The organism is Sediminicoccus rosea (assembly GCF_033547095.1).
GTDB classification, from domain to species: domain Bacteria; phylum Pseudomonadota; class Alphaproteobacteria; order Acetobacterales; family Acetobacteraceae; genus Roseococcus; species Roseococcus rosea.
This window is the reverse complement of sequence record NZ_CP137852.1, coordinates 3,260,107-3,286,975: the sequence shown is the minus strand read 5'-3', so window position 1 is coordinate 3,286,975 and position 26,869 is coordinate 3,260,107. Positions and strand designations below refer to the sequence as shown.

Annotated in this window: 26 protein-coding genes and 1 tRNA gene; 9 read left to right on the top strand and 18 right to left on the bottom strand. The window is 68.3% G+C overall.

Going from position 1 to position 26,869, the window contains the following annotated elements:
* The first annotated feature begins 136 nt into the window (after positions 1-136).
* Positions 137-919 (top strand): hypothetical protein, encoded by a 783-nt coding sequence (locus tag R9Z33_RS15895; protein ID WP_318647557.1) that lies wholly within the window; start codon positions 137-139, stop codon positions 917-919.
* A 297-nt stretch (positions 920-1,216) separates the two neighbouring features.
* Here the strand turns inward: R9Z33_RS15895 and R9Z33_RS15890 are convergent.
* The 4 genes from R9Z33_RS15890 to R9Z33_RS15875 all read right to left on the bottom strand — a co-directional run bounded on the left by R9Z33_RS15890 (position 1,217) and on the right by R9Z33_RS15875 (position 3,598).
* Positions 1,217-1,293, bottom strand: a tRNA-Arg gene (locus tag R9Z33_RS15890).
* A 15-nt stretch (positions 1,294-1,308) separates the two neighbouring features.
* Complete coding sequence (locus R9Z33_RS15885) at positions 1,309-1,632, bottom strand: ETC complex I subunit (protein ID WP_318647556.1); 324 nt, start codon at positions 1,630-1,632, stop codon at positions 1,309-1,311.
* Between the two features lie 71 nt (positions 1,633-1,703).
* Entirely contained in the window at positions 1,704-2,639 is a 936-nt protein-coding gene (locus R9Z33_RS15880) for a tripartite tricarboxylate transporter substrate binding protein (protein WP_318647555.1), read from the bottom strand.
* A 5-nt stretch (positions 2,640-2,644) separates the two neighbouring features.
* Positions 2,645-3,598: a Bug family tripartite tricarboxylate transporter substrate binding protein gene (locus R9Z33_RS15875; RefSeq protein ID WP_318647554.1), complete on the bottom strand. Its 954-nt coding sequence runs from the start codon at positions 3,596-3,598 to the stop codon at positions 2,645-2,647.
* Between the two features lie 162 nt (positions 3,599-3,760).
* Between R9Z33_RS15875 and R9Z33_RS15870 the strand changes: the two genes are divergently transcribed.
* Positions 3,761-5,227 carry a M81 family metallopeptidase gene (locus tag R9Z33_RS15870; RefSeq protein ID WP_318647553.1) on the top strand — a complete coding sequence of 489 codons (1,467 nt, stop codon included), beginning with the start codon at positions 3,761-3,763 and terminating at the stop codon, positions 5,225-5,227.
* Complete coding sequence (locus tag R9Z33_RS15865; protein WP_318647552.1) at positions 5,224-6,786, top strand: ABC transporter substrate-binding protein; 1,563 nt, start codon at positions 5,224-5,226, stop codon at positions 6,784-6,786. The genes R9Z33_RS15870 and R9Z33_RS15865 overlap by 4 nt, the downstream gene beginning before the upstream one ends.
* A gap of 92 nt (positions 6,787-6,878) precedes the next feature.
* Here the strand turns inward: R9Z33_RS15865 and R9Z33_RS15860 are convergent, their stop codons facing one another.
* The 6 genes from R9Z33_RS15860 to petA form a co-directional block, all read right to left on the bottom strand.
* Positions 6,879-7,007 (bottom strand): hypothetical protein, encoded by a 129-nt coding sequence (locus tag R9Z33_RS15860; RefSeq protein WP_318647551.1) that lies wholly within the window; start codon positions 7,005-7,007, stop codon positions 6,879-6,881.
* A gap of 256 nt (positions 7,008-7,263) precedes the next feature.
* Positions 7,264-9,345, bottom strand: coding sequence for an elongation factor G (fusA, locus tag R9Z33_RS15855; RefSeq protein WP_318647550.1), 2,082 nt, complete (start codon positions 9,343-9,345; stop codon positions 7,264-7,266).
* Positions 9,346-9,534: 189 nt separating this feature from the next.
* A complete protein-coding gene (locus R9Z33_RS15850) occupies positions 9,535-10,737 on the bottom strand; it encodes a pyridoxal phosphate-dependent aminotransferase (RefSeq protein WP_318647549.1) in 1,203 nt (400 codons plus the stop codon).
* A 123-nt stretch (positions 10,738-10,860) separates the two neighbouring features.
* A complete protein-coding gene (locus R9Z33_RS15845; protein WP_318647548.1) occupies positions 10,861-11,622 on the bottom strand; it encodes a cytochrome c1 in 762 nt (253 codons plus the stop codon).
* A 3-nt stretch (positions 11,623-11,625) separates the two neighbouring features.
* On the bottom strand, positions 11,626-12,912 hold the full coding sequence (locus R9Z33_RS15840; protein WP_318647547.1) for a cytochrome b: 1,287 nt from the start codon (positions 12,910-12,912) through the stop codon (positions 11,626-11,628).
* A gap of 76 nt (positions 12,913-12,988) precedes the next feature.
* Positions 12,989-13,549, bottom strand: coding sequence for a ubiquinol-cytochrome c reductase iron-sulfur subunit (gene petA / locus R9Z33_RS15835; protein WP_318647546.1), 561 nt, complete (start codon positions 13,547-13,549; stop codon positions 12,989-12,991).
* A gap of 244 nt (positions 13,550-13,793) precedes the next feature.
* Between petA and hemF the strand changes: the two genes are divergently transcribed.
* Positions 13,794-14,672 (top strand): oxygen-dependent coproporphyrinogen oxidase, encoded by an 879-nt coding sequence (gene hemF, locus R9Z33_RS15830; RefSeq protein ID WP_318647545.1) that lies wholly within the window; start codon positions 13,794-13,796, stop codon positions 14,670-14,672.
* 111 nt (positions 14,673-14,783) lie between these two features.
* Here the strand turns inward: hemF and R9Z33_RS15825 are convergent, their stop codons facing one another.
* From R9Z33_RS15825 to R9Z33_RS15795, 7 genes are all read right to left on the bottom strand, one after another.
* Complete coding sequence (locus R9Z33_RS15825) at positions 14,784-15,194, bottom strand: hypothetical protein (RefSeq protein ID WP_318647544.1); 411 nt, start codon at positions 15,192-15,194, stop codon at positions 14,784-14,786.
* Positions 15,195-15,341: 147 nt separating this feature from the next.
* Positions 15,342-16,319 carry a Bug family tripartite tricarboxylate transporter substrate binding protein gene (locus R9Z33_RS15820; protein ID WP_318647543.1) on the bottom strand — a complete coding sequence of 326 codons (978 nt, stop codon included), beginning with the start codon at positions 16,317-16,319 and terminating at the stop codon, positions 15,342-15,344.
* Between the two features lie 12 nt (positions 16,320-16,331).
* Positions 16,332-17,168, bottom strand: a complete 837-nt coding sequence (locus tag R9Z33_RS15815) for an ABC transporter substrate-binding protein (RefSeq protein WP_318647542.1) — start codon at positions 17,166-17,168, stop codon at positions 16,332-16,334.
* On the bottom strand, positions 17,165-17,329 hold the full coding sequence (locus R9Z33_RS15810; RefSeq protein ID WP_318647541.1) for a hypothetical protein: 165 nt from the start codon (positions 17,327-17,329) through the stop codon (positions 17,165-17,167). The genes R9Z33_RS15815 and R9Z33_RS15810 overlap by 4 nt, the downstream gene beginning before the upstream one ends.
* Complete coding sequence (locus R9Z33_RS15805; protein ID WP_318647540.1) at positions 17,329-18,048, bottom strand: PIG-L deacetylase family protein; 720 nt, start codon at positions 18,046-18,048, stop codon at positions 17,329-17,331. Before R9Z33_RS15805 ends, R9Z33_RS15810 begins: the two co-directional genes overlap by 1 nt.
* Complete coding sequence (locus R9Z33_RS15800; protein ID WP_318647539.1) at positions 18,045-19,016, bottom strand: VOC family protein; 972 nt, start codon at positions 19,014-19,016, stop codon at positions 18,045-18,047. The genes R9Z33_RS15805 and R9Z33_RS15800 overlap by 4 nt, the downstream gene beginning before the upstream one ends.
* 26 nt (positions 19,017-19,042) lie before the next feature.
* On the bottom strand, positions 19,043-20,032 hold the full coding sequence (locus R9Z33_RS15795) for a LysR substrate-binding domain-containing protein (RefSeq protein WP_318647538.1): 990 nt from the start codon (positions 20,030-20,032) through the stop codon (positions 19,043-19,045).
* Between the two features lie 93 nt (positions 20,033-20,125).
* Between R9Z33_RS15795 and secG the strand changes: the two genes are divergently transcribed.
* From secG to kdsA, 3 genes are read left to right on the top strand one after another with little or no spacing between them, the layout of a single operon-like run.
* A complete protein-coding gene (secG, locus tag R9Z33_RS15790) occupies positions 20,126-20,437 on the top strand; it encodes a preprotein translocase subunit SecG (protein WP_213610838.1) in 312 nt (103 codons plus the stop codon).
* A 58-nt stretch (positions 20,438-20,495) separates the two neighbouring features.
* A complete protein-coding gene (locus R9Z33_RS15785; protein WP_318647537.1) occupies positions 20,496-22,130 on the top strand; it encodes a CTP synthase in 1,635 nt (544 codons plus the stop codon).
* Entirely contained in the window at positions 22,130-22,945 is an 816-nt protein-coding gene (kdsA, locus tag R9Z33_RS15780; protein WP_318647536.1) for a 3-deoxy-8-phosphooctulonate synthase, read from the top strand. Before R9Z33_RS15785 ends, kdsA begins: the two co-directional genes overlap by 1 nt.
* A gap of 6 nt (positions 22,946-22,951) precedes the next feature.
* Here kdsA and R9Z33_RS15775 read toward each other — a convergent pair whose 3' ends face one another.
* A complete protein-coding gene (locus R9Z33_RS15775; RefSeq protein WP_318647535.1) occupies positions 22,952-23,917 on the bottom strand; it encodes a Bug family tripartite tricarboxylate transporter substrate binding protein in 966 nt (321 codons plus the stop codon).
* Between the two features lie 125 nt (positions 23,918-24,042).
* On the opposite strand from R9Z33_RS15775, the gene R9Z33_RS15770 reads away from it, so the two are divergent.
* Positions 24,043-26,310: an arylsulfatase gene (locus R9Z33_RS15770; RefSeq protein ID WP_318647534.1), complete on the top strand. Its 2,268-nt coding sequence runs from the start codon at positions 24,043-24,045 to the stop codon at positions 26,308-26,310.
* 15 nt (positions 26,311-26,325) lie between these two features.
* Positions 26,326-26,850: a DUF5943 domain-containing protein gene (locus R9Z33_RS15765; protein WP_318647533.1), complete on the top strand. Its 525-nt coding sequence runs from the start codon at positions 26,326-26,328 to the stop codon at positions 26,848-26,850.
* Positions 26,851-26,869 lie beyond the last annotated feature (19 nt).

Here is a 26,869-nt window from a genome sequence, read left to right as displayed (position 1 = left end):
TTACAAGGTAAACGTAGTCGCCCCATGTTCTCCGCGACCAACAGTGAGCCCAGCGATGGATCAGGCTAATGTAAATGACCCCGTCAGCCCGGCCGTCGACGCCCTCCGCAGGGCCGAGCGTGCAGGCAATGGTCTCATGCTGGAGCCTCTCGGGGCATATGAAAGCGTGGTCACCATGGGCCCAGCCCATGTCCATTGTGCGTTAAAAGCGACACCCCCAAAAAGCGTTAAAGGTACCGGAGCTGATAATTTCATTTTCGGCGGCTCGTATAGTATCTCCCGAAGCCTCAGCATCATTATTGAGGGCGATAGAAACGTCATCATTTTGGGCGCTTACAGCCGTTTAGGTGCGCTTACGATCAAGATAGTGGGATCGGGCGGCGTCGTGTTCATCGGAGCATTTTGCACCGCCAGCAGCGGCAGCATCGTGATGGTGGGAGAGAACTCGCGGATCATCATGGGGGAGGACTGCATGCTCTCTTCCAGGATCGTGATCTCGAACACCGATTCCCATTCGATCTTCGATGTCGCGACCGGCGCACGCATCAATCGCGAGCGAGACGTCGTCATTGGCAATCACGTGTGGATCGGTCGAGATGCCCGGATCGGGAAGGGCGCCCAGGTCGGGCACGATTGCGTCATTGCGCAATCCGCCATCGTAAGCGGAGAGATCGCGCCCTTCTCGGTCGCTGGCGGTGTGCCCGCCCGGCCCCTGCGCGAGGGTGCGACGTGGAGCCGCGTCCGCGCTGCGACCATCGCAGAGGCGGAAGCGAGCCCTCAGATGGTCCAGCAGCGCAAAAGTGTCGCAGCGCTGCAGCGCCGGATTGCCGCTTACGCAGAGGCACGCTCGGCGCCGGCTTGTGACGCCTTGTCACCGGAAGAGTTCGTTCCCCTTCCGGATGCCTCGGCGGCAGACTGAAGCCCGGCTCAACTCAAATGGGCTCCGGCATGTGAGGGCCGGCGCCATTCAACTGCGCGTGGTGGAAGACCGGCCAGGCCGTGGCTGTCCCGTTCGTGTCCAAGCTGGCCGCCCTGCTGCACTTTCGCCGACGCGAACAAACACGCCATCGGGGCCGAGCGGGCCAGAGAGACGAAAGTGGGCTGCAGGAGGGGGCCGAAGTTCGCCGCCGAGCGCCTTGCCCGGAAGGGCCCCGGCGCCAGTCGATTTGCAAACCTCTTGCAAACCCCCTTTCAAAGCGTTGATTTGCAAGAGGGATGGCGCGCCCTGGTGGATTCGAACCACCGGCCTGAAGCTTAGAAGGCTCCTGCTCTATCCAACTGAGCTAAGGGCGCTGAAGTCCTGGCCGCTCAGTGCGTCCAGTTGTCCGGGCGGTTGGTGCGGAAATTGTCGGCATACACCTTGGGCTTGATGGGGCGCGCCCGGGCGGGCTCCTCCACCTCATAGGCGATGCCTTGCGCCTTGGCGTAGGCCATGGCCGCCTCGCGCGTCGGAAAGACCAACCGAAGCTGCTTCGTCGTCTCGCCCGAGCCGATCCAGCCGGTCAGGGGGTCAAGGCGCGGACGGCCGGGGGGCGTGAAGACCAGCACCCACTCATGGGTGTTGGCCCGCCCCGACTGCATGGCCGAGCGCGGCGGCTGGAAGATGCGGGCCGAGGTTTTGACGAGCGACATGCGACGAAGATCCTGAACGGGCCAGATGCGCAGCATGATAGGCCGGTTGCGCCGCCGGTGGAACCGCGCCGCTACTCGCGGGGCAGCCGCGGCAGGATGGCGCGGATGGCAGCCCGGTCCTCCGCCCAGAACCGGGTGAAGTCGCGCGGGCCGAGCGGCGCCGGCGCCTCGCCCAGGCGCTGCATGGCCGCTGTGACGATGGGGCCGGCCATGGCCTGTGTCAGCATCTGCTCCAGCGCCACCAGTGCCTCTGGCGGCGTGACGGCGGGGAGGAACATGCCGCGCCAGCCGAGGAAGACCAGGTCCACGCCCGCCTCGCGGAAGGTTGGTGTCTCGGGCAGGCTCAGGTGCCGCGCCTCTGTCGTGATGGCGATGGGGCGGAAGATCGCGCCGCCGCCCTGGTCCAGCACCTGGCCGGGCGGGACGGGGATCAGCTCCACCTGGCCGCCGAGCACGGCGCTGGTGGCGGGGCCGGTGCCCTGGAAAGGCACGTGCAGCAGCTCGATCCCGGCGGCGGCGGCGAAGCGCTCGGCCACCACATGGGCGAAGCTCATCACGCCGGGCGTGGCATAGGTGATGCGGCCCGGGGCGGCGCGGGCAGCGGCGATCACATCGGCCAGGGTCCGCAGCGGCCCATTGGGGCGCGTCGCCAGCACGAAGGGCGATGTGGCGAGGCGCATGAGGGGTGCGAAATCCTCGGCGCGATACTGCGTGCGCCCGGCTTCCAGAAGGATGGACATGGGCGAGCCATCGGCCTGAAGGATCGTCGTGCCATCAGGCGCCGCCCGTGCCACGGAGAGCGCGCCGATGGTGCCCGAGGCGCCAGCGCGGTTCTCCACGATGGCGCTGCGCCCGCCCATGGCCGTGATCTGCTCGGCGATGGCGCGTGCCAGCACATCGGCGCTGCCGCCCGGCGGATAGGGGACGACGAGGCGCAGCGTGCGCGGCTGGGCGAGTGCCGGGGGCGCGAACAGCGTGCCCGCGGCGAGCAGGGTGCGGCGGCGCATCGCCCTCACTCCGCGCGGATGTTCGCGGCCTGCGCCACTTCGCGGAAGCGGGCGATGTCGGCGCGCAGGATCTCGGCGAATTCGGCGGGGCTGGACGGGGCGGGTGTCGCGCCTTCCGCCTCATAGATACGGGCCACGTCGGGTTCGGCGAGGCTCGCCACCACGGCGGCGTTGAGGATGCGCGTCACCTCTGCCGGTAGGCCGCGCGGTGCGAAGAGCGCCCACCAGATGGTGGCCTCGTAGTCGAGGCCGGTCGCCGCGCGCACCGTGGGGGCGGGCGGGCTGCTGGCAGGTGCGCCGGGGCCGGCATAGGCGAGCAGCCGGACGCGCTGGTCCCGGATGGGGGCGGAGGCGCTGGCCATCGTCGTGATCAGCATCTGGATATGGCCGGCGACGAGGTCGGTCACGGCGGGCGGCATGCCGCGATACGGCACGTGGTTCAGCCGCAGCCCGGCACGCAGCGCGAAGTATTCGGTGACGAAGTGGTTGATGCCGCCGGGGCCCGAACTGCCGAAATCCACGCGCCCCGGATTTGCTTTCGCATAGGCGATGAGGCCAGCGATGTCGCGCGGCGGGAAGTTGAGGTTGGTCAGCACGAGGAAAGGTGCGACGGCGAGGCGCGCCACGGGTTCGAAGCTCGTCACCGCGTCATAGGGCGTGCGCTGCACCACGGCGGAGGCGGCGAAGCTGCTGCTCGTTACCATCAGCGTATGCCCATCCGCTGCCGCCTGCGCGACCTGGGCGGCGCCGATGGCGCCCCCGGCGCCGGGCCGGTTCTCGATCACCACCGGCTGGCCCAGGCGCTGCTGGAGCTTTTCGGCCAGGGGCCGCGCGATCACGTCATTCGACCCACCGGGCGGGAAGGGGACGATGATCCGGACGGGCCGCTGCGGCCAAGCGGCCTGCGCCTGTGCCAGGGCGGGTGTCGCGAGCAGGGCTAGGGCGGCGCGGCGCTTCATGGGTTGGTTCCTCCACCGCCGAATGTGACCGAACTTGTGCGTTTGTCCACGCTTCGCGCTTGCGTGGGGCGGGGGGAGGGGCTTCCCTACTTGTCCGAACCATTCGGAGAAGGATGCCGTTATGCCGAAGCCCCTTCGACCGCGCGTGCAGGAAGGCCGCGCATGAGCCTTCGCCTCGCCGTCGGCATGTTCAAGCATGAGACCAACACCTTCTCGCCCGTGCCGACGCGCTGGGAGGATTTCAGCCCGATGGCGGGAGAGGAGGCGCACAGCACCTATCGCCGTTCCGGCTATGCCATGGCGGGCCTGCTGGCGGAGGCCGAGGCGATGGGCGCCAAGGTCACCATCCCCATCGCCGCCCGCGCGCTGCCAAGCGCGCCCGTCTCGCGCGATGCCTTCGAGCGGATCAGCGAGATCCTCTGTGCCGCGGCGCGGGAGTGCGACGCCATGCTGCTCGACCTGCACGGCGCCATGGTTGCGGAGGATTACGAGGATGGGGAGGGCGAGATGCTGGCCCGGATCCGCCAGGTGCGGCCCGGCCTGCCGATCGGCGCGGCGTTGGACAGCCATGGCAACATCACGGCGCGCTTCGTCGAGAACTGCACGGTGATGCCGGGCTATCGCACCTATCCGCACCTCGACATGCCCGAGACCGGCCGCCTGGCTGGCCGGCTGTTGCGGGAGGTGCTGGAGGGGCGGCTCGATCCCGTCACCGTGCTGCACCGCGTGCCCATGCTGCCGGACATGGTGCGCGGGCTCTCCAGCAAGCCGCCCATGTCGCACGTGATTGCCGCGGCGCGCGCGGAAGAGGACGCGGGCCTGCCCTGCTGCACGGTCTTCACCGGCTTCCCGCTGGCCGACACGGCCGATACCGCGCTGACCGTGGTGGCGACCGCCCACAAGGATCGCGCCCAGGCGGCGGCGGCGGCGGCCCGCGTGGGCGGCCTCGCCTGGTCGCTGCGCGAGGAATTCACCCAGGTGCTGGAGCCGCTGGAGAGCGCCATCGCGCGCGCGGCGGCGATCACCGACGGCACCGTCATCCTCGCCGACACGGCGGATAACTGCCATTCGGGCGCGCCGATGGACAGCATGGCCGTGATCGAGGAGGCGCTGCACCAGGGGCTGGACCGCATCCTGGCCGGACCCATCCGCGACCCCGAGGCGGTCGCCCAGATGATCGCGGCCGGCATCGGCGCAACCGTGACGCTCGAGATCGGCGGGAAGATGCCCTCGCCCGCCTTGAAGGAACCGCTGCGCCCGCTGCGCCTGACGGGCGTGGTGAAGAGCCTCGCCATGGGGCGTTTCACGGTGGAAGGGCCGGTCTTCACCGGCATGCCGGTGGACCTCGGCCGCTGCGCCGTGCTGGAAACGCCGCGCATGACGCTGCTGGTCAGCGAAGGCCGCGTCGAAGGGCTGGACCCGCTACAATACCGGCATTTCGGCCTGGAGCCGACGCGCTTCCGCTACGTCATCCTCAAGGCCAAGACCAACCACATCCCAGCCTTCGGGCCGCTCGCGGTGGCCGACATCGCCTGCCACGGGCCGGGGGTGGCGAGCCTCGATTTCGCGCAATTCGACTGGCGCCGCGTCCGCCGCCCGATCTTTCCCCTCGACAGGAGCAACGCATGATCCGCTTCCTCACCGCGCTCGCCCTGCTGGCGGCGCCCGTCTTCGCGCAGGCGCAGACCGTGCGCTGGGGCAATAACGGCGAGATCTCCACCATGGATCCGCATGGCGCCTTCAGCACGGCCAATGCGGCGCTGCTCGGCAACATCTACGAGAGCCTGGTGCGGCATGACCGCAACCTGCAGTTCGAGCCGGCCCTCGCCACGGCGTGGGAGGTGCTGGCGCCCGACCACTACCGCTTCACGATCCGTCAGGGCGTGCGCTTCCACGACGGCAGTGCCATGACGCCGGCCGATGTGGTGGCCTCGCTCAAGCGCGCCTCGGTGCCCAATTCGCCCTATGCCTCGGTCACGCACATGATCCGCGAGGTCACGCAATCCGGCCCCTGGACGGTGGATGTGCTGCTGCGCGGACCCTATCCCGTGCTGATCAACGACCTCGCCGGCATCTCCATCCTCTCCGAGGCGTGGATGACTCGGCATGACGCGCTGCTGCCGGCCGATCCCGCCCGCGGGCGTGTCGCCTATACCAGCCAGAACACCAACGGCACCGGCCCCTTCCGCCTGGTTTCCCGCACGCCCGATGCCGAGACGGTGCTGGAGCGTTTCCCCGAATGGTGGGACCGCCCCACGCACAACCTCCAGCGCGTGATCTTCACGCCCGTTGCCAATGATGCGACGCGGGTGGCGGGGCTGCTGGGCGGACAGCTCGACGTCATCACGCCGACGCCGCTGCAGGACCTCGACCGCTTCCGCGCCACAGGCACGATTCGTGTGGTGGAGGCGCAGGATCTGCGCGTGATGTTCCTGGGCTTCAACGTGGCGCCCGACCATCAGGTGGAAGGCCAGCCGCGCAACCCGCTGGCGGATGTGCGCGTGCGGGAGGCGCTGACGCGGGCGGTGGACGTGCCCGCCATCACCGGCAGCGTGATGCGCGGGCTGACGCAGCCGATCCACACGCTGATCGCGCCCGAGATCGGCGGCTATGACGCCTCGCTCGCCACGCCGCGTGTCGCGCATGACCCCGCCGCCGCGCGCCGCCTGCTGGCAGAGGCCGGCTTCCCCGACGGCTTCGGCATCGGCTTCGAATGCCCCAATGACCGCTTCGTGAATGGCGAGCGCGTCTGCCGCGCCATCGCTTCCATGTGGGCGCGGATCGGCGTGCGGGCGAACCTCAATGTCTATCGCTACCCGGCCTATATGGCGCGGTTCCTGAACCACCAGAGCGACATCTTCCTGCTGGGCTGGGCCAATACCCCGCAGCTCGATGGCTTCTCCATCCTCAACAACGTGCTGCATACCAAGAACCAGCGCAGCGGGAGCTGGAATGCGGGCCGCGTCTCCGACCCCGCCTTCGACGCACTGATCGCACGCACGGCGACGGAAATGGACCCGGCGCGCCGCACTGCCTTGATGACCGAGGCCTTCACCATGGAGCGGCGCGCCTTCTGGACCGTGCCGCTCTATCGGGAGCCCATGGTGGTCGCCATGCGGCGGCAGCTCGACATGCCAGCCTCGGCGGATGGGCGGATGCGCTTCTGGCTGGCCCGCTGGAGCGACTAGGGGGGCGACCGTGCCGCGCGCCTTTCCCGGCGTGACCAGAATCGCGATCCGCTCTCACCGGACCGCGATCGAGCCATGGCCGGAAGCATGCTCTAGGCCGTGACCAGCCTCCAGGCGACATGGCCGAGAACGCCGACCATGGCGCTGGCGGTGGCCAGGACGCCGAGGCGCAGGATGGTGAGAATCACGGCTCCGCGGGTGTCGCGGGTCTCGCTGGACATGGGCTGAAACTCCTTCGCACGCCCGCCCCGGGATGGGGCAGGCCTTTTGGGCGGGGCGCGTTCGGGCGCACGTGGCGGAAACACGCCGCCGCCATGCGGAAGAACCTAAGGACGAGCGGAGTGCGGCCCCATTCGGATTGAGCATTGCCGGGGATCGGCTCCGCCGATCGCGCGGGCTTGCAGCCAAATCGGAGGGCCGGATATGAAAAAGGCCGGCCAGGTTGCCCTGGCCGGCCTTTCACCGAAGCGGGGAGGGTTAGCCCGCCGCCTTCATGATCTCGTCCGCCACGTTGCGGGGGACGGGGTCGTAGTGGTGGAACTGCATCGAGAAGGACGCACGGCCCTTCGTCATGCCACGAAGGTTGGAGATGTAGCCGAACATCTCTTTCAGCGGCACATGCGCCCGGACGATGACCGAGGTGCCGGCCATGTCCTGGTTCTGGATCACGCCGCGGCGACGGTTCAGGTCGCCCACCACGTCACCCACATGGTCCTGCGGGGTGGTGACTTCGACGTCCATGATCGGCTCCAGGATCACCGGGCCGGCCTTCTTCATGCCTTCGCGGAAGCAGGCCTTGCCGGCGATTTCGAAGGCGAGCGCCGACGAGTCGACGTCGTGGTACTTGCCGTCCACGAGGCTGAACTTGAAGTCCACCGTCGGGAAGCCGGCCAGCACGCCGGTGTCGGCCTGCACGCGGATGCCCTTGTCCACCGCCGGGATATACTCCTTCGGCACTGCACCGCCGACGACCGCGTTCACGAACTCGATGCCCGTGTTGCGCTCCAGCGGCTCGAAGGTGATCTTCACCTCGGCGTACTGGCCCGAGCCGCCCGACTGCTTCTTGTGGGTGTAGGTCTCGGTGTGGGCTTTGGTGATGGTCTCGCGATAGGCCACCTGCGGCGCGCCGATGTTGCAGTCCACGTTGTACTCGCGGCGCAGGCGATCAACGATGATTTCCAGGTGCAGCTCGCCCATGCCGGAGAGGATGGTCTGGCCGGTTTCCTGGTCGGTCTTCACGCGCAGCGAGGGGTCCTCGCCAGCGAGCTTGCCGAGGCCGATGGACATCTTCTCCACCGCATCCTTGGTCTTGGGCTCGACGGAGATGTCGATCACGGGCACCGGGAAGGCCATGCGCTCGAGCACGACGGGGTCTTCCTGGCTGGCCAGCGTGTCACCCGTGCCGGTGTCCTTCAGGCCGACGAAGGCCGCGATGTCGCCCGCGATGACTTCTTTGATTTCCTCACGCTTGTCGGCGTGCATCTGGAACATGCGGCCGATGCGCTCCTTGTGGCCCTTGGTCGTGTTCATGACCATGTCGCCCTGGCGCAGCACGCCGGAATAGACGCGCACGAAGGTGAGGTTGCCGTACTTGTCGTTGATGATCTTGAAGGCGAGGCCGGCGAAGGGGCCTTCCGGCTTCACCGGGATGATGCGGCGCTCGGCCGTCTCGTCCTGGCCTTCCTCGGGGGCGACCTTGATGCCTTCGACGTCCACCGGGCTCGGCAGGTAGTCGATCACGGCGTCGAGCAGGGGCTGCACGCCCTTGTTCTTGAAGGCGGAGCCGCAGAGCACCGGGCGGAACTCGCCCGAGATGGTGCCCTTCTTGATGCAGCGCTTCAGCGTCTCGACAGAGACGTCGCCCTTCTCGAAATACTCTTCCATCGCCGTCTCATCGACGCCGACGGCGGTGTCCAGCAGCTTCTGGCGGTATTCGGCGACCTTGTCGGCCATGTCGGCCGGGATCGGCGCTTCGTGGTACTTGGCGCCCAGCTCGTCGCCTTCCCAGATCAGCGCCTTCATCTCGACGAGGTCGACGACGCCCTTCAGCTGGTCCTCGATGCCGATCGGCAGCTGCAGCGCGACCCAGTTGATGCCGAGCTTCTCGGTCAGGGTGGCGGCGGCCTTGTAGAAATCGGCGCCGGTGCGGTCGAGCTTGTTGATGAAGATGATGCGCGGCACGTTGTAGCGGTCGGCCAGGCGCCAGTTGGTCTCGGACTGCGGCTGCACGCCGGCCACGCCCTCGATGATGAAGATCGCGCCGTCGAGCACGCGCAGCGAACGGTTCACCTCGATGTTGAAGTCGATGTGGCCGGGCGTATCGATGATGTTGATGCGGTTATCGTTCCACATCGCAGTCACGGCGGCGGAGGTGATGGTGATCCCGCGCTCGCGCTCCTGCTCCATGTAGTCGGTCGTGGTGTTACCGTCATGCACCTCGCCGATCTTGTGGCTCTTGCCGGTGTAGTAGAGGATTCGCTCGGTGGTGGTCGTCTTGCCCGCGTCGATATGCGCGGTGATGCCGATATTGCGAATCTTCTCGAGCGGTGAATGAGCCACGTCAGGCCTCCATGCAGCAGGGCAGGTCAGCGCCCATTTGGCGCCGCCTGCCCCCAGGTCTTGCGATCAGGATAAATCAGTGCAGCGGGAGATGCCCTCTCCCGCGGGAATTTGCAAGCGCCGACCCCGGTTGGCCGGCTTGCGCCGGACGCGGGCCGGCCAGCGCCGGCCGCGGGGGCAGACTTCGCCTCAGGTCAGGCCGGCGCAGAAGCGCTGGATGCGGGTGCAGGCCTCGACCAGCGTCGCGTCATCGGTCGCGTAGCTGATGCGGAAATGCCCGGGGAACATGAAGGCCGAGCCATGGACCGCGGCCACGCCCTCTTCCTCCAGCAGCGCCTCGACGAAATCCGCATCCGTCTCGAGCTTGCGGCCGCCCTTGGTGGTCTTGCCCAAGCAGGCGTTCAGGGAGGGATAGACGTAGAAGGCGCCTTCGGGCTTGTGGCAGCGCAGGCCCTCGGCCTTGTTCAGCATGTCCACCACCAGGTTGCGTCGCCGCTCGAACACCTTGCCCATGGCGGCGACCGAATCCTGCGGCCCGGTCAGCGCCTCGACGGCGGCGGCCTGGCTGATGCTGCTGGTGTTGCTGGTGCTCTGCCCCTGCAGCTTGTCCATCGCCTTGATGAGGGCGAGGGGGGCGCCAGCGAAGCCGATTCGCCAGCCGGTCATGGCATAGCCCTTGGAGCAGCCATTCATCGTGATGGTGCGGTCACGCAGGCGCGGCTCGACCTCGACGATGGTGGCGGGCTTGAAGCCATCGAAAGCCAGCTTTTCGTAAATGTCGTCGGTGAAGATCCAGACGTTCGGGTGGCGCAGCAGCACGTCGGTCAGCTTCTTCAGCTCCTCCGCATTGTAGGCGGCGCCGGTCGGATTGGAGGGGTTGTTCAGGATCAGCCACTTGGTCTTGGGCGTGATCGCCGACTCGAGCTGCTCGCCCGACATTTTGAAGCCGGAGTTCATGCCGCAAGGCACGAACACGGGCACGCCCTCGGCCAGCGCCACGATGTCCGGATAGCTGACCCAGCATGGGGTCGGAATGATCGCTTCATCGCCCGGATTGATGGTGGCGAGCAGGGCGTTGAAGATCACCTGCTTGCCGCCGGTGGTGACGATGATCTCCTCCGGCTTGTAGTCGATACCGCTGTCCCGCTTGAACTTTTCCGCGACCGCGCGGCGCAGCTCCGTGGTGCCCGAGACATCGGTGTACTTCGTCTCGCCGCGCTGGATGGCCGCGATGGCGGCGTCCTTGATGTTCTGGGGCGTGTCGAAATCGGGCTCACCCACGGAGAGGCTGATCACGTCGCGCCCCGCGGCCTTCAGCGCGCGGGCCTTCGCCGTAATGGTGATGGTCTGCGAGGGGGAGATGCGGTCGAGCCGATCGGCGGTGAGGTTCATGGTCTTCCGGGTCCTGACGTTGGCCGGACCCTATTCCCGTGACGAGGGCGTTTCAACCCAGGGCGCCCCAACAAAAAAGGCCGCTCTGGAGAGCGGCCTTTCATGAGGGGGGCTAGGTGAAGCTCAATGCTTCACGTCGGCCCAGACCTTCCGCTTCACGGCGTAGACGAGGCCGCCCAGGATGGTCAGGAAGATCAGCACCTTCACGCCCATCGCGCGGCGGGCTTCCGTCTCGGGCTCGGCGGCCCAGGCCAGGAAGGTCGTCACGTCGCGGGACATCTGGTCCACCGTGGCCTTGGTGCCGTCGGCGTATTCGAGCTGATCGTCGTTCAGCACGTTCGGCATCGCGATCTGATGGCCGGGGAACCACGTATTATAGTTCATGCCGTCCATCAGCGTCACGCCGGCTGGCGGATCGGTGTAGCCGGTCAGCAGCGCGTGGATGTAGTTGGCTCCGTCCGGACGGGCCTTCACCATCACCGACAGATCCGGCGGATAGGCGCCGTTATTGGCGGCGCGGGCAGCCTGCTCGTTCGGGAAGGGCCGGCGGAACCGGTCCGAGAGACGGCCCGGGCGCTCGAACATCTGGCCCTCGTCATTCGGGCCGTCCGTCACGGTGAAGCTGGCCGCGATCTCGCGCACCTGCTGCTCGGAGAGGCCGAGGTCCAGCAGGTTGCGGTAGGAGAGTTGCCGCATCGCGTGGCAGGCGGAGCAGACTTCCTTGTAGACCTGGAAGCCGCGCTGCGCCGACGCCCGGTCGAAGGTGCCGAACAGGGTGTTGAAGCTAAAATTCGCGTTCGGCGGGGGCGGACCGCTGCCAGCCGCCAGCGCGGGAGCGCTCGCGAAAAGAGCGGCGGAGAGGGCGAAAGCCTTGAGGATACGCATGGGTCAGGCCTTTTCCATCGGCTTGGCGGCGGCGGCGCCGGGGATCGGCCCGCCACCAAGGCCAGCCTTGGCGCCGAGCACGGCGCGGGAAATGCTCTCAGGAAGCTTCATCGCCACCTCGAAGCGACCCATCGCGGGGAGGACCACCAGGAAATAGGCGAAGTAGAACATAGTGCAGATCTGGCTGATCAGCACGTAGGGCTGCTCGGCCGGCTTCGCGCCCACCCAGGTCAGGACGAAGAAGTTGACCGTCCAGAGCAGGAAGATGATGCGCGTGATCGGGCGGAAGCGCAGCGAGCGAACCTTCGACGTGTCGAGCCAGGGCAAGAAGAACAGCACCACGATGGCGCCGCCCATCAGCAGCACGCCGCCCAGCTTGTCCGGCACCGCGCGCAGGATCGCGTAGAACGGCAGGAAGTACCATTCAGGCACGATGTGCGCGGGCGTCACCAGCGGGTTGGCCGGGATATAGTTGTCCGGGTGGCCCAGGTAGTTGGGCGCGAAGAAGACCAGGGCGGCGAAAACGGCCAGGTAGACCACAATGCCGACGCTGTCCTTGATCGTGTAGTAGGGGTGGAAGGGCAGGGTGTCCTGCGGGCCCTTCGGCTCGATGCCGAGCGGGTTGTTGGAACCCGTGATGTGCAGCGCCGCCACGTGCAGGAAGACCACGCCCACGATGACGAAGGGCAGGAGATAGTGCAGCGAGAAGAAGCGGTTCAGCGTCGGGTTGTCCACCGAGAAGCCGCCCCAGAGGTAGGTCACGATGGTCGGACCGACGACGGGGATGGCGCTGAACAGGTTGGTGATGACGGTGGCGCCCCAGAAGGACATCTGGCCCCAGGGCAGCACGTAGCCCATGAAGGCCGTCGCCATCATCAGGAGGAAGATCACGACGCCGAGCATCCAGAGCAGCTCGCGCGGGGCCTTGTACGAACCGTAGTAGAGGCCGCGCCAGATGTGGATATAGACCACGATGAAGAACATCGATGCGCCGTTCATGTGAACGTAGCGGATGAGCCAGCCGAAGTTCACGTCACGCATGATGCGCTCCACGCTGTCGAAAGCGTAGGCGGTGTGCGGCGTGTAGTTCATGGCGAGGAAGATGCCGGTCGCGATCATGATCATCAGGTTGATCATCGCGAGGGCGCCGAAGTTCCAGAAATAGTTGAAGTTCCGGGGCGTCGGAAACACCCCGTACTCCTTCTGGATCATGGTGACGACCGGAAGGCGCTGGTCGATCCAGCGCAGGACCGGGTTGGTAACCTGAGAGTCGTGCAGGCCGCTGGCCATGGTGCTCGTCCTCTAAATAGAAAGCCCCGGGATGGGGGTTGGGCAGCGTGGGACCATACCCCGCGCCCGGTGAACCTCAGCCGATGCGGATCGCGCGGTCCGAGGTGAAGGTGTAGTCGGGGACCAGGAGGTTGGTCGGCGCGGGTCCCTTCCGGATGCGGGCCGAGGTGTCGTAGTGGCTCCCGTGGCAGGGGCAGAACCAGCCATTGTAGTCGCCCTTCGCATCGGTCGACTTCTGACCGAGCGGCACGCAACCCAGATGGGTGCAGACGCCGACGACGACGAGCCAGGGGTCACGCTTGATGCGCGACTGGTCGGTCGCGGGGTCCTTCAGCTCGCTGAGCGGGGTGGCGCGCGCCACCTGGATCTCCTCCGCCGTGCGGTGGCGCACGAAGATCGGCTTGCCCCGCCACATCACCGTGACGCTCTGGCCGAGCGCGATCGGGCTCAGATCCACCTCGGTGCTGGCCAGCGCCAGCACGTCCTTCGAGGGTGCGAGCGAGCCGATGAAGGGCCAGACGATCGCGCCGACGCCCACGGCCGCGAAGGCCGCCGTCGTGAGGGAAAGAAAATCGCGCTTGGTGACACCGGGGGCGGTGCCCCCCGTCGTCGCCTGCGATGCCATCGAGTCCGCCATCCAGCCCACCTTTTGCCCCGCCGGATCAACCGGCTGAAACCCACCATGACAGGCGACGCGCAAACCTATGCCCGCGCCCCGCCTCACGCTTGCTGCCTATTAGGGATGCTTCCGGAAACTGGCAACCACGCCCAGGCTTAAGAAGGTGCAATCGCCACGGGAAAATCCCCCGGCTGGCCGCCGTGGGACTTGGTGATAGGCTTCACTTATGAACGAAGCCCAAACCGCCCCGAACCCTCCCTCCATGGCCACCCCTTTGGCCCACCCGCTGGCGAAGTCCGCCGAGGCCTGGTTCGCCCAGTTGCGCGACCGCATCTGCGCCGCCTTCGAATCGCTGGAGGATGCACTGGAAAGCGGCCCCCATGCCGACCTGCCGGCCGGGCGCTTCACCTACACCCCCTGGACGCGCCCAGAGGGCGGCGGGGGCACGATGGGCCTCATGCGCGGCCGCGTCTTCGAGAAGGTGGGCGTGAACATCTCCACCGTCCATGGCGAGTTCAGCCCGGAATTCCGCAAGCAGATCCCGGGCGCCGAGGAGGACCCGCGATTCCTCGCCACCGGCGTCTCGCTCGTTGCTCATCCCCGCTCGCCCCGCGCGGCAACGGCGCACATGAACACGCGCTTCATCATGACGACGAAGGCCTGGTTCGGCGGCGGCGGCGATATCACGCCGATGAACGTGACCTCGCCCGAAAGCCTGGAGGATGCGGCCTTCTTCCACGCCGCCTACCAGCGCGCCTGCGACAAGCACGACCCCAGCTACTATCCGCGCTTCAAGAAGTGGTGCGATGAGTATTTCTACCTGCCGCACCGCGGCGAGACGCGCGGCCTGGGCGGCATCTTCTACGACTGGCTGGGGGACCGGACGCCGGGCCGCGGGGCGGATCTGGACTTCGCCTTCACCCAGGATGTCGGCCTCGCCTTCCTCGAATCCTACCCCGAGATCGTCCGTCGCCGGATGCACGAGGCCTGGACGCCGGAGGAGCGCCAGCACCAACTGCTGCGCCGGGGCCGCTATGTGGAGTTCAACCTCCTGCATGACCGGGGCACGATCTTCGGCCTCAAGACGGGCGGCAATGTCGAGGCCATTTTGATGAGCCTGCCGCCCGAGGCCGCCTGGTAGGGAAGGCCGGGTGCGGATGGCACGCCGGCGCGCGCCATCCGTCCGGTTCAGCGGCCGCTCATTGGGGCGGCGACCCGCCAGGTCTCACGACCGCGGGCCGAATGCGGGCGCCTATTGCTGGAGTTCCATCCGGATCGTCGCATTGGCGAAGCCCTTCGAGCAGGGCACCGGCTGGCCATTTTCCTGGCAGTTGAAAACGAAGATTTCCGGGCAGACGAGAGCGACGCTGATCGTCGTGGTGAAGCTGACCGTGTGGGCGCTGCGCTCGTTGGTGACGGGCGTGCGGGTCCCCGCCTGGCCGGGCAGGCCGCATTCGCTCAGCCAGGCTTGGGCGATGCCCGTGACGTTGCCATTGCCCCGCGTCATCAGCATCGTCGTCTGGCGGTACTGGCCGGCCATCGGGACCCGAAGCGCGCAGCGGACCTGGTCGGAACCGTGCTGCGCGCAGGGTCCGTTGTGAACAGTGACCTGCTGGGCGCTGGCGGGCAGGGCTGTCAACAGCGCCAGGGAGGCGGCGATCATGGAAGTTCTTGTCACGGCAGGATCCTTTCTCGGGCATGGAGATAGCAACGCGGCTGGCCGCGCGCCAAGTGGACCCACCCATGCCGGCGATCGGCCCGACCGATCGCCCCTCGCGCTTCCCGCCCGCCGGCGCCCATGCTGCCGGCGCTACTGAACCCGGATGTTGCGCGCGCGGACCACCGCGCCCCATTTGGCGCTCTCGGCCGCGGCATAGGCCGCCCATTCGCCGAGCGGCCGCGTCTCGGCCGTCACCGCCAGGGCATCCAGCCGCGGCTGCATGTCCGGCGCGCGCAAGGCCGCGCGGCAAGCGGCGTTCAGCCGCTCCAGGATGGGCTGGGGCGTGCCGGCGGGCGCCAGCATGGCCACATGCTCGACGATCTCCACATCCGGGAAGCCCTGCTCGCGGAAGGTCGGCACCTCGGGCGCCAGCGGGCTGCGGGTGGCCGAGGCCACGCCCAGCGCGCGCAACTCGCCCGAGCGGATGAAGCCCATCACGGCAGCCGCCGGCATGAAGACCATGCCGGCCTCGCCCGCCACCACCGCCTGCACGGCCGGGCCGCCGCCCCGGTAGTTCACCTCCAGCACCTCGATGCCGGCCGATTGCAGCAGCATCTCGCTCGCCAGGTGGGATGTCGCGCCGACGCTGGCATTGGCGTAGGTCAGCCGGCTGTTCGGCCGCCGCGCCAGAGCGACGTATTCGGCGACGGTGGTGGCCGGCGAATTGCGGTGGACCAGCATGAAGATCGGCATGGAGACCAGCAGGCCAATGCCCACGAAGTCCCGCTCATTGTTGTAGGGCAGCTGGTAGAGATGCGGCGCCACGGCGTAGGTGCTGTTGGGCGCGATGACGACGGTATAGCCATCGGGCCGGGCGCGGGCGGCGAAGGCCATCCCGATGGTGCCATTGGCGCCGACGCGGTTATCCACCGGGAAGGGCTGGCCGAGATCGGTCGAGAGGCGCTGGCTCAGCACGCGGGCGAAGGCATCGGTCGGCCCGCCGGGGCCCCAGGGAACGACGACGCTGACCGGACGGCTCGGATAGGCCTCCTGCGCGCCGGCGGAGGAGAGGGCGGGGGCGGCGAGGCCGAGGGAGGCGGCGATCAGGCCGCGGCGAGGCATGGGCATGTGGCGTTTCCTTCAGGCGATATCCGGCGGTAGGCCCGCCCAGATCTCTTGGGGTGTGGGGGCGCGGGGAATAAGGCCCTGGCGCACGGCGTGATGCGCGGCGAAGGCGATGGCTGGCATCATCGCCACACGGCCGCGCTGCGGTGCCTCGCCCGCCGCATCCAGCAGGCGCAGCACGGCGGCGGCATGGGCGACGCGGTCGGCGCGGATGACCAGCAGGTGGTTGATGGGCGTGAAGCCGTGCCGCCGGATGAAGGCCGCCCCCGCCGCCACGGCATCGGGGAAGACCGGACGCAGCCATTCGGCCGTGGGTGGTTCGGCGCCGGAGATGATGGCGTCGAGTTCGCCCGCCTCCAGCATCTTCACCATATCGTGGCCGGCAGGGGCGCGGGTCGCGAAGGGCGGGTCCTGGCATTCGGCGACATGGGGGTCCTCGAAGGTGACCCAGTGCACGTGCTCCGGCGCCACGCCATGGGCGTCCTGCAGGATGCCGCGCAGCCAGAGGCCGGTGGTCTGGCTGTAGGCGCGCACGCCGACACGCTTGCCGGCGAGGTTCTCCGGCCCACGAATCGCCGAATCGGCGCGGCAGAAGACCGAGCCCTCCTGCAGCCGCGCCGCCAGGACGCGTGGCAGCAGAACGAGCGGCTTGCCATGCGCCCAGGCCTGCAGCCAGGTGGCGATGGCCATCTCGCTCACCTCGAAGCGCCCCTCCCGCACCATGGGCGCGAAGGCGCGGCTGATGTTGGGGAAGGCGGCGCAGTCGAGCGCCACCTCCGGGTCATGCACCTCGCCGTCCAGCAGAGCGGCCGTGTGCGGGTAGCGGCCGATCGCGGCCGAGAGGGTGGTCACGCCCCGGCCCGATCGTCGCGGCGGCTTTGCCGCGGCGTGAATCGGTCCGGCATCAAACCGGCCCGATCGTCGCGGCGGCTTTGCCGCGGCGTGAATCGGTCCGGCATCAAACCGGCCCGATCGTCGCGGCGGCTTTGCCGCGGCGTGAATCGGTCCGGCATCAGACAAGCCGCTCCACCACGTGCGGGAAGACGCTGGCATAGCCCTCGCCCCAGGTGATGGACTTGTCGCTGTTGCGGGCAGCCTGGGCGCCGCGCTGCTGCGCCACGCGGGTGTAGTATTCCCAGAGGTGTTCCTGACCAGCCATGCACTCGATGGCGGCGCGCTTCTGCGCCCAGACGGGCCCGATATCCAGCAGCACGTCCGGCTTCCAGTTGCATTGCTCGGGCTGGTGCGGCTCGAAGAGGAAGACGGGCGGCGCGCCCAACACTTTCTGGCCTGGATTGTGGCCATGCGCCTGCGCTGTGATGCGGGCATGCTGCGCGAAATCCGTCACCGCCGGGTGGTCCCAGTTGTAGAGATCCTCCTTGGAGTGGGTGAGGATGAATTTCGGGTGGATGGCCCGCATCACATCCACCATGCGGAACAGGCTCTGCTGGTTCAGCGTGATTGGGTAGTCGCCCAGGTCCCAGAACTGGAGGTCATGCACGCCGAGCACCTTCGCCGCGGCCTCGGCCTCCTTCTGGCGCTCGGTCTTCACGCGCTCGAGCGTCATGCCGGGCTGGCGCCAGAGCTTCGCACTCTCGCCGCGCTCGCCATAGGAAAGGCAGACCACCGTCACCTCGAAGCCGGCGGCGGCGTGCAGTGCGATGGCGCCGCCGGCGCGCCAGACGAAATCGGCCGAATGGGCGGAGATGACGAGGGCAGTGGGCTTGCTCATGACTTGTTCTTCTCGGGCAAAGGAGGGGTGGCGTAGGTGCGGAAGCTGTCCGTGAGTTGCAGTCCCCAGGCCTGGCCCTTGTTCCGCTCGGCCTGGCTCCAGGTGATGGTCTTCCAATCCGGGGCCAGCACAAGCCGGGCGCCGGAATGGGCGAATTCCACGCGATTGCCGCCTGGCTCGATCACGTAGAGGAAGAAGGTCTGCTGGATGGCGTGTTTGTGCGGACCGTTCTCGATGGGGATTCCGGCATCCAGCAAGGTGTCGGCGGCCTGGAGGATGGCCTCGCGGCTGTCGAGCGCGAAGGTGATGTGATGCAGGCGGCCCTGCACGCCATTGGCCTCGCGCCCATAGGCGACGTCGTAGGATTTGTTGGTGGCGGTGAGCCACATCCCCATCTCGACGCCATTGTCGAAGACGATGCGCTCGGTGCAGCGCAGCCCCAGGTTGCGCTGGAAGAACTCGCGGCAGGCGGCGACATCCACGGCGAGGCAATTGTAGTGATCCAGACGGCGGACATTCACGCCGCGCGCCGGGTAGCGTTCGGCCTGGTTGCGCAGGGCGGGCCGGCGCTCGGGCGGCGCCTCATACCATTGGGTGTCATAATAGAGTTCGACGAGGTGCCCGTCCGGGTCGCGGAAGCGGTGCGCCATGCCATGGCCGAAATGGCCCTCGACGGTGGTGACCGGCACGCCATCGGCGCGCAGCGCGGCGAGGCGGCGCTCCAGCGCCTGCGGGCTGCGGGTGCGGAAGGCGGCATGGCCAAGGCCGGAGGTGCGGGCCGCGGTGAGTTGCAGGGAAAAGGTCTCGTAATCGTCCCAGCCGCGCAGGAAGACGCTGTCGCCCTGTGTGCCACTGACGGTCATGCCCAGGATGTCGCGAAAAAAGCCGAGGCTCTCCTGAGGCTTTGGCGTCAGCAGCTCGACATGGCCGAGATGCGCCACATCCAGGATGGGTTCGGCCGTTTCCAATGCTTCTCTCCCTCGACGCCTCGCTTCTAGCCGGGGGCGGGCTTGGCTGTCTTATGGATTTTGCGACGCGAGCTATTCTCTTCACGGATAGGTGAGAGACCCTGTGCCGCGATCTCTCCCAGGTGCCCGCGCAGGGCGGCGACGAAGGCCTGCCCGGCCTCGGGCAGGGGGCGGTCGGGTGGCAGGATCAGGCCGGCGGGGCGGGGTGGGGCGTCCTCATCCAGCGGCAGGACGCGGAGCGCGCCGCGCAGCAGGTCCCCCACCATCATCAGCCGGGGCATGACGGCCACCATGTCGCTGGCGAGCAGCATTTCCCGGATGAAGCCGTAGCTGCTGGAGCGCAGCGGTGCCTCGGTGGTGAGGCCCAGCGCCGCGAGCCGCTCGTCGATCTCCTGGCCCACGCGCTGGCTGACCGTGGGCAGGATCAGCTCGCAGCCCGCCAGCGCCGCTCGCGTCACCGGACCTGCGAAGAGCGGGTGGCCGCTGCGGGCCAGGAAGGAGATCGGCTCCTCCCACAGCGCCTCGCGCAGGAAACCATCCGGGGCGGGGGCCGGGTAGAGGCGGCCGAGGATGAGGTCGATCTCGCCGGCGGCCAGCAGGGGCAGCAGCTCCTCCATGCGGCCCTGCTGCAGGCGCAGCTGGATGTCCGGTCGGCCTTGTTTCAGCCGGATCAGCGCCCCCGGCAGCACGCCGACAGCCGCCACGGGCAGCACGCCCACCGCGAGCTGGGCGCCGGCCAGGTGGTCCAGCGCCTCCTCCGCGCGGTGCAGCTCGGCCAGGACGCGGCGGGCCAGGCGGGTGATGACGAGGCCGGCCTCGGTGGGCTTCACGCCGCGGGCGTGGCGGGTGAAGAGGCGGGCGCCGATCACTTGCTCCGCCTCCTGCAGGCTGCGGGTGAGGGCGGGCTGGCCGAGGCCGAGGCGCGTCGCGGCGCGCAGCAGGCTGCCCTGCGCCTCGATGGCGTCGATCACGCGCAGCCATTGCAGCTTCAGGCGGCGGTCGAGGTGGCGGCGCATGCCATACAGCTATCAAGAATCCGCATGGCCGGCCAGGGCGCGGCGCATCCGTGCTAGCCATCCGGCCCGGGGCGGGCTATGCGGAGCGCCATCATGTCCACCATCCTCACCATCATCTTCCTGCTGGTCACCCTGGCGCTGATCGGGGTCATCCTCGTGCAGCGCAGCGAGGGCGGCGGCCTTGGCATTGGCTCCTCGCAGGGCATGGGCTCCTTCATGGGCGGGCGCGGCACGGCCAACCTGCTGACGCGCACCACGGCCATCCTCGGCACCATCTTCTTCGTGCTGGCGCTGATCCTGGCCCTGCTGGACCGCGGCACCGCGGTGAACCGCTCGATCCTCGACGCGCCCGCGCCGGTGATCGCGCCGACCGCGCCCGCGCTGCCCGCCGTTCCCACGAACTGAAGTCCCGGCCGCCAAGGGGGGTGTGACAGCGCCACGGAAGTGGCTATGGAGACCTCCCATGGCACGGTTCGTATTCATCACCGGTGGCGTGGTTTCCTCGCTTGGCAAGGGCATCGCGGCAGCGTCCCTTGGCGCACTCCTGCAGGCCCGCGGCTACCGCGTCCGGCTCAGGAAGCTTGACCCGTATCTCAACGTGGATCCGGGCACGATGTCGCCCTACCAGCATGGCGAGGTCTTCGTGACCGATGACGGGGCCGAGACCGACCTCGACCTCGGCCATTATGAGCGCTTCACAGGCGTCCATGCCAGCAAGGCGGACAACTGGACCACGGGCCGCCTCTATTCCGAGGTGATCGCGAAGGAGCGCCGTGGCGACTACCTGGGCGCCACCGTGCAGGTCATTCCGCACATCACGGACGCGATCAAGGAAGCCGTCGTCACCGGCACCGACGAGTATGACTTCGTCCTCGTCGAGGTTGGCGGCACGGTCGGCGACATCGAGTCGCTGCCTTTCCTTGAGGCCATCCGCCAGCTCGCGAACGAGTTGGGGCCAACGCGCAGCCTCTTCGTCCACCTCACGCTCGTGCCCTACATCCCCTCGGCCGGCGAGCTGAAGACCAAGCCGACGCAGCATTCGGTGAAGGAACTGCTGGGCGTCGGCATCCAGCCGCAGATCCTGCTCTGCCGCTGTGACCGCCCGATCCCGGAGAATGAGCGCCGCAAGATCGCGCTTTTCTGCAACGTCCGGCCCGAGAGCGTTATCCCGGCCTATGACGCCTCCAGCATCTACGCCGTGCCCGGCAGCTACCACCGCGAGGGGCTGGACCGCGAGGTGCTGCGCCACTTCAACCTGTCGATCTACGGCGAGCCCGACCTCACCGCCTGGGAGCAGGTGGTGCAGCGCATCACCGCGCCGGAAGGCGAGGTGACCATTGCCGTGGTCGGCAAGTACACCGGCCTGCTCGACGCCTATAAGTCGCTGAACGAGGCGCTGGCCCATGGCGGCATCGCGCACAACATGCGCGTAAAGCTCGACTGGGTGGACAGCGAGATTTTCGAACGCGAGGCGGGCGAGGTGATGCGCCGGCTGGATGGTGTGCACGGCATCCTTGTCCCCGGCGGCTTCGGCGAGCGTGGGACGGGCGGCAAGATCCAGGCGGTGCGCTTCGCGCGCGAGAAGAAGATCCCCTTCCTCGGCATCTGCTTCGGCATGCAGATGGCAGTGATCGAGGCGGCGCGGAACCTGCTCCAGATCCCCGCCGCCTCCAGCACCGAATTCGGCCCCTGCGCCGAGCCGGTCGTGGGCCTGATGACCGAGTGGGTGCGCGGCAACGAGCGCGAGCAGCGCGACGCCAGCGGTGACCTCGGCGGCACCATGCGCCTCGGGGCCTATCCTGCGCTCCTCGCGCAGGATTCGCTGGTCAGCAGCGTCTATGGCGCGAGCCGCATCGAGGAGCGCCACCGCCACCGCTATGAGGTGAACGTCGCCTATCGCGAGCGGCTGGAGGCGGCGGGCCTGCGCTTCTCCGGCATGTCGCCCGACGGCCTGCTGCCCGAGATCGTGGAATACCCGGACCATCCCTGGTTCATTGGCGTGCAGTTCCACCCGGAGCTGAAGTCCAAGCCCTTCGCGCCGCATCCGCTCTTCGCGGGCTTCGTGGGGGCCGCGGTGCGCCAGGCGAGGCTCGTCTGATGGATGTGACGATCCGTGACCTGGTGATCGGCCAGAGCCGCCCGCTCGCCTTCATCTGCGGGCCCTGCCAGATCGAGAGCCGCACCCATGCGCTGGAGACGGCGGATGCCATCGCCGCCATGGCGCGCGATCTCGGCGTGCCGATGATCTACAAATCCTCTTTCGACAAGGCGAACCGCACCAGTGTGAACGCCGCGCGCGGCATTGGCATGGCCGAGGGCCTGGCCATCCTGGCCGAGGTGCGCGAGCGTACGGGCCTGCCCGTGCTGACGGATGTCCACACCGCCGAGCAATGCGCGCCGGCCGCGGCGGCGGTGGATGTGCTGCAGATTCCGGCCTTCCTCTCGCGCCAGACCGACCTGCTGCTCGCCGCCGGCGAGACGGGCGCCGCGATCAACGTGAAGAAGGGCCAGTTCCTGGCGCCCTGGGACATGAAGAACGTGGCCGCCAAGATCGCGTCCACCGGGAACCAGCGCATCCTGCTCTGCGAGCGGGGCGCCAGCTTCGGCTACAACACGCTGGTCTCCGACATGCGCTCCCTGCCGATCATGGCCGAGACGGGCTACCCCGTGGTCTATGACGCGACGCACAGCGTGCAGCAGCCGGGCGGGCAGGGGGGGTCTTCCGGCGGGCAGCGCGAATTCGCGCCCGTTCTGGCCCGCGCCGCGGTCGCCGTCGGCGTCGCGGCCGTCTTCATCGAGTGCCACGAGAACCCGGATGCGGCGCCCAGCGACGGGCCCAACATGATCCCGCTGCGCGAAATGCCGGCGCTCATCGCCCGCCTCAAGGCCTTCGACCAGCTCAGCAAGGGCTGAGCGCGGTCACTCCACCCGCACGCCCGCCTCGCGGATGATGCGCGCCCAACTGGCCGCATCGCGCGCCTGGAGCTGCGCCAGTTCCGTGGGCGTGGCGGTCGCCGGCTCGAAGGTGAGCTGGGTGAAGCGCTCCCGCACGGGGGCGCTCTCGGCGAAGCGGGCGAGTTCCTGGTTGAGGCGCGCCGTGATCTCGGGCGGCAGGCCGCGCGGGCCGTAGAGGCCGAACCAGGTGCCGGTGTCGAAGCCCGGCGCGATCGTCTCCGCGAGGGTCGGCACCTCGGGCATGAAGGGCGAGCGCCTTCCGCCGGTCACGGCCAGCGCGCGCAGCCTGCCCTCCGCCACATGCGCGGCGACACCCGGCATGAGGGCGACGACCATGTCGATGCGGCCCGCGACCAGTTCCGTCACCGCGGGGCCGAGGCCCCGGAATGGCACATGCTCCATCTGCGCGCCGGTGATGAGGCGCAGATATTCGCCATAGAGATGCGCAGGCACGCCGACGCCGGCCGAGCCGTAGGTGAGGGGCCTTTGCCGCCCCAGCGCGACCAGCCCCGCGAGGTCCGTCACCGGCAGGGCGGCATTCACCGTCACCACGCTCGCCATGCGGGCCAGCAGGCCGATGGGCGTGAAATCCCGCACCGGATCGAAGCCGGCGCGGGGATAGAGCGCCGCGTTCACCGTCATCACCGTGTCGATGGTGGCGAGCAGCGTGTAGCCATCCGGCGCGGCCTGCGCCACGGCCTGGGCGCCGAGATTGCCGCCTGCGCCGGTGCGGAAATCGGGCACGAAGGGCTGGCCGAGGGCGCCGCGCAGATGTTCGCCCGAGAGGCGCGCGATCAGGTCCATCGGCCCGCCCTGGGCGAAGGGGACGACGATGCGCACGGGCCGGTCCGGCCAGCCGGATTGCGCGAGAGCGGGTGTCGCCAGCAGGCCGCCCAGCAGCGTGCGCCGGGCGATGGCATCGCGTGTCATGTGTTTCCTCCGCGTCTTGTGCGCGATTGTGGCGCGATCGCAGGCGAAAGCCAGCATTTCCGCACGCCGTTGCGTGCAGCCCGTGGCGCCGCCAAGCTCCCGGCCAAAGGGAAGGACAACGCCGCATGACCGTGACGCCGAAGATCGGCCTGAGCGTGAAGGATTCCACGCCGGCCTGGCCCGCGCCGCCGCGCCCGCCCAAGGGGGCGCCCAACATCCTGCTCATCCTGTTCGACGATGCGGGATTTTCGGATTTCGGCTGCTATGGCTCGCCCATCCGCACGCCGAACATTGATGGCCTGGCCGCACAGGGGCTGCGCTACACGGGCTTCCACACGACCGCCATGTGCTCGACGACGCGCACCGCGTTGCTGACCGGGCGCAACCACCATTCGGCCGGCGTCGGCAGCCTCGCCAATTTCGACAGCGGCTATCCGGGCTATCGCGGGAAGATCGCGAAGGAGGCCGGGACGCTGGCGGAGATGCTGCGCCCGCATGGCTACCGCAACTACATGCTGGGCAAGTGGCATGTGACGCCGTTGACTGAAAGCGGCAGCACCGGCCCCTTCGACGGCTGGCCGCTCGCGCGCGGGTTCGACCGCTACTACGGCTTTATGGACGCGGCGACGGACCAGTACACGCCCGAACTCGTGCGCGACAATTCACCGATCGAGCCGCCACGCACGCCCGAGCAGGGCTACCACCTGACCGAGGATCTGGTGGACCAGTCCATCCGCTTCCTCGCGGGGCACGTGGCCGAGCAGCCGGAGACGCCCTGGCTGCTCTGGCTGGCACTGGGCGCGGTGCACGCGCCACACCAGGCGCCGGCCGATCTCATCCGCGGCTATGACCCGACGTTCGAGACAGGCTGGGACGCGGAGCGCGAGGCGCGCTTCGCGCGGCAGAAGGCCATGGGCATCGTGCCGCCCGATACGCGGCTTCCCCCGCGCAACGCCGATGTCGGGCCCTGGGCGGACTGCGATGATGACCAGCGGCGCTTCTACACGCGACTGCAATCGGCTTTCGCCGGCATGCTCGACCACGCCGACCAGCAGATCGGCCGGCTGCTCGCTTTCCTCGATGCGGCGGGGCTGCGCGAGGACACGCTGGTGCTGGTGCTCTCCGACAATGGCGCGAGCCAGGAGGGCGGCCCTACCGGCGGCGTGAACCTGCTGGGTCCGCGCAACCTGCGCGAGGAGACGATGGCCGAGAAGATGGCGCGGCTCGACCAGATCGGCGCGCCGGGGACCTATGCGAACTACCCGCTGGGCTGGGCCATGGCGTCGAACACGCCGCTGCGCCGCTACAAGCAGAACACCCATGGCGGCGGCATCCGCGATCCGCTGGTGATCTCCTGGCCGCGCGGCATTCCGGCGCGGGGCGAGCTGCGCCACCAGTTCGTCCATGCCTGCGACCTCACGCCGACGCTGCTGGAGATCGTGGGCGTCACGCCGCCCGCCACGGTGAACGGCGTGCCGCAGATGCCGCTGGAGGGGGTGAGCTTCCGCCCGAGCCTCTTCGACGCGGCCGCACCCTCCAAGCCCGTACCACAGTATTTCGAGATGTTCGGCCATCGCGGCCTGGTGCATCAGGGCTGGAAGGCTGTCGCCTACCACACGCCGGAGACGCCCTTCGAGGAGGATCGGTGGGAGCTCTTCCACCTCGAGACCGACTTCTCCGAAAGCCATGATCTCGCGGCCCAGCACCCGGAGAAGCTGAAGGAGTTGGTGGACCTCTGGTGGGAGGAAGCGCGCAAGCACCAAGTGCTGCCACTGGATGACCGCTTCCGCCAGCGCTTCGCCGAGAATGCGGCCCGCGTGCATGGCGCGCGCCAGCGCTACGTCTTCCATGCCGGCGTCGGCCATGTGCCGACCGAGGTGGCGCCCGACATCCGCAGCCGCAGCTATCGCATCGACGCGCATGCGCGCTTCGCGGGCGGGGATGAGGGCGTGCTGATCGCCCATGGCGATGCGACGACGGGCTATGCGCTCTACCTGCGCGGCGGGCACCTGGTGCATGACATGAACATCGGCGGTGAGCATGTGGTGGTGACCTCCGACCGCCCGGTGCCGGCGGGCGATCACATCGTGGGGCTGCGTGTGCGGCGCCTGACGCGCGAGGAGAAGCCGACCATCGCCACGGGGCCGGGGATCAGCGAATTCACCCTGCTGATTGATGGCGTGCCCGCCGGGCGCATCGAGACGCGGCTCGGCTTCTTCAACTTCGTCTCCTGGGCCGGGCTGGATGTGGGCTGCGACCGCGGCTCGCCCGTTTCGGACTACGAGCCGCCCTTCCTCTTCACCGGCAAGCTCGCCAAGGTCGTGGTCACGATGGATGATGACCAGGAACTGGACGGCGATGGCGTCGGCGAGGCGCTGATGGCGCGCCAGTAGTCAGGAGAGCGAAGCATGGCCGCCCCCGAAGTGCCGATCGAGGTGGACCCGCAGACCGGGATCTGGACCACTAATGGCCTGCCCATGATGTATCTGCCGCGCCACTTCATGGTGAACATGCAGCAGACCATCGAGGCGGCGATGGGTGTCGCGGCCTATCGCGCCATTCTCTACAAATCCTGCCATCTCTCGGCGCTGCAATGGTGCCGGGCCGAGGCGAAGACGCATGGCCTCGGGCCGGAGGAGACCTTCCGGCACTATCTCCGGCGCATGTCGCAGCGCGGGCATGGGCAGGTGGAGATCGCGGCCCTCGACGTGACGGCTGGGCAGGCCGAGATCGTCGTGAGGAATTCGGCCTATGCGCTGGGCTACGGGCCGGGCGCGGGCCGGCGCGTCTGCTACGTCTTCGAGGGCAGCTTCGCGGGCGGCATGGCCTATGTGCTGGAGGCGGAGGGCCGCCCGGGCGAGCCCGCCTGCCAGGAAATTGCCTGCTTCGCCGAGGGCGCGCCGGAGTGCCGCTTCGAGGTGCGCTGCGGCTGAATTCGCGCGGGGGGCCTCG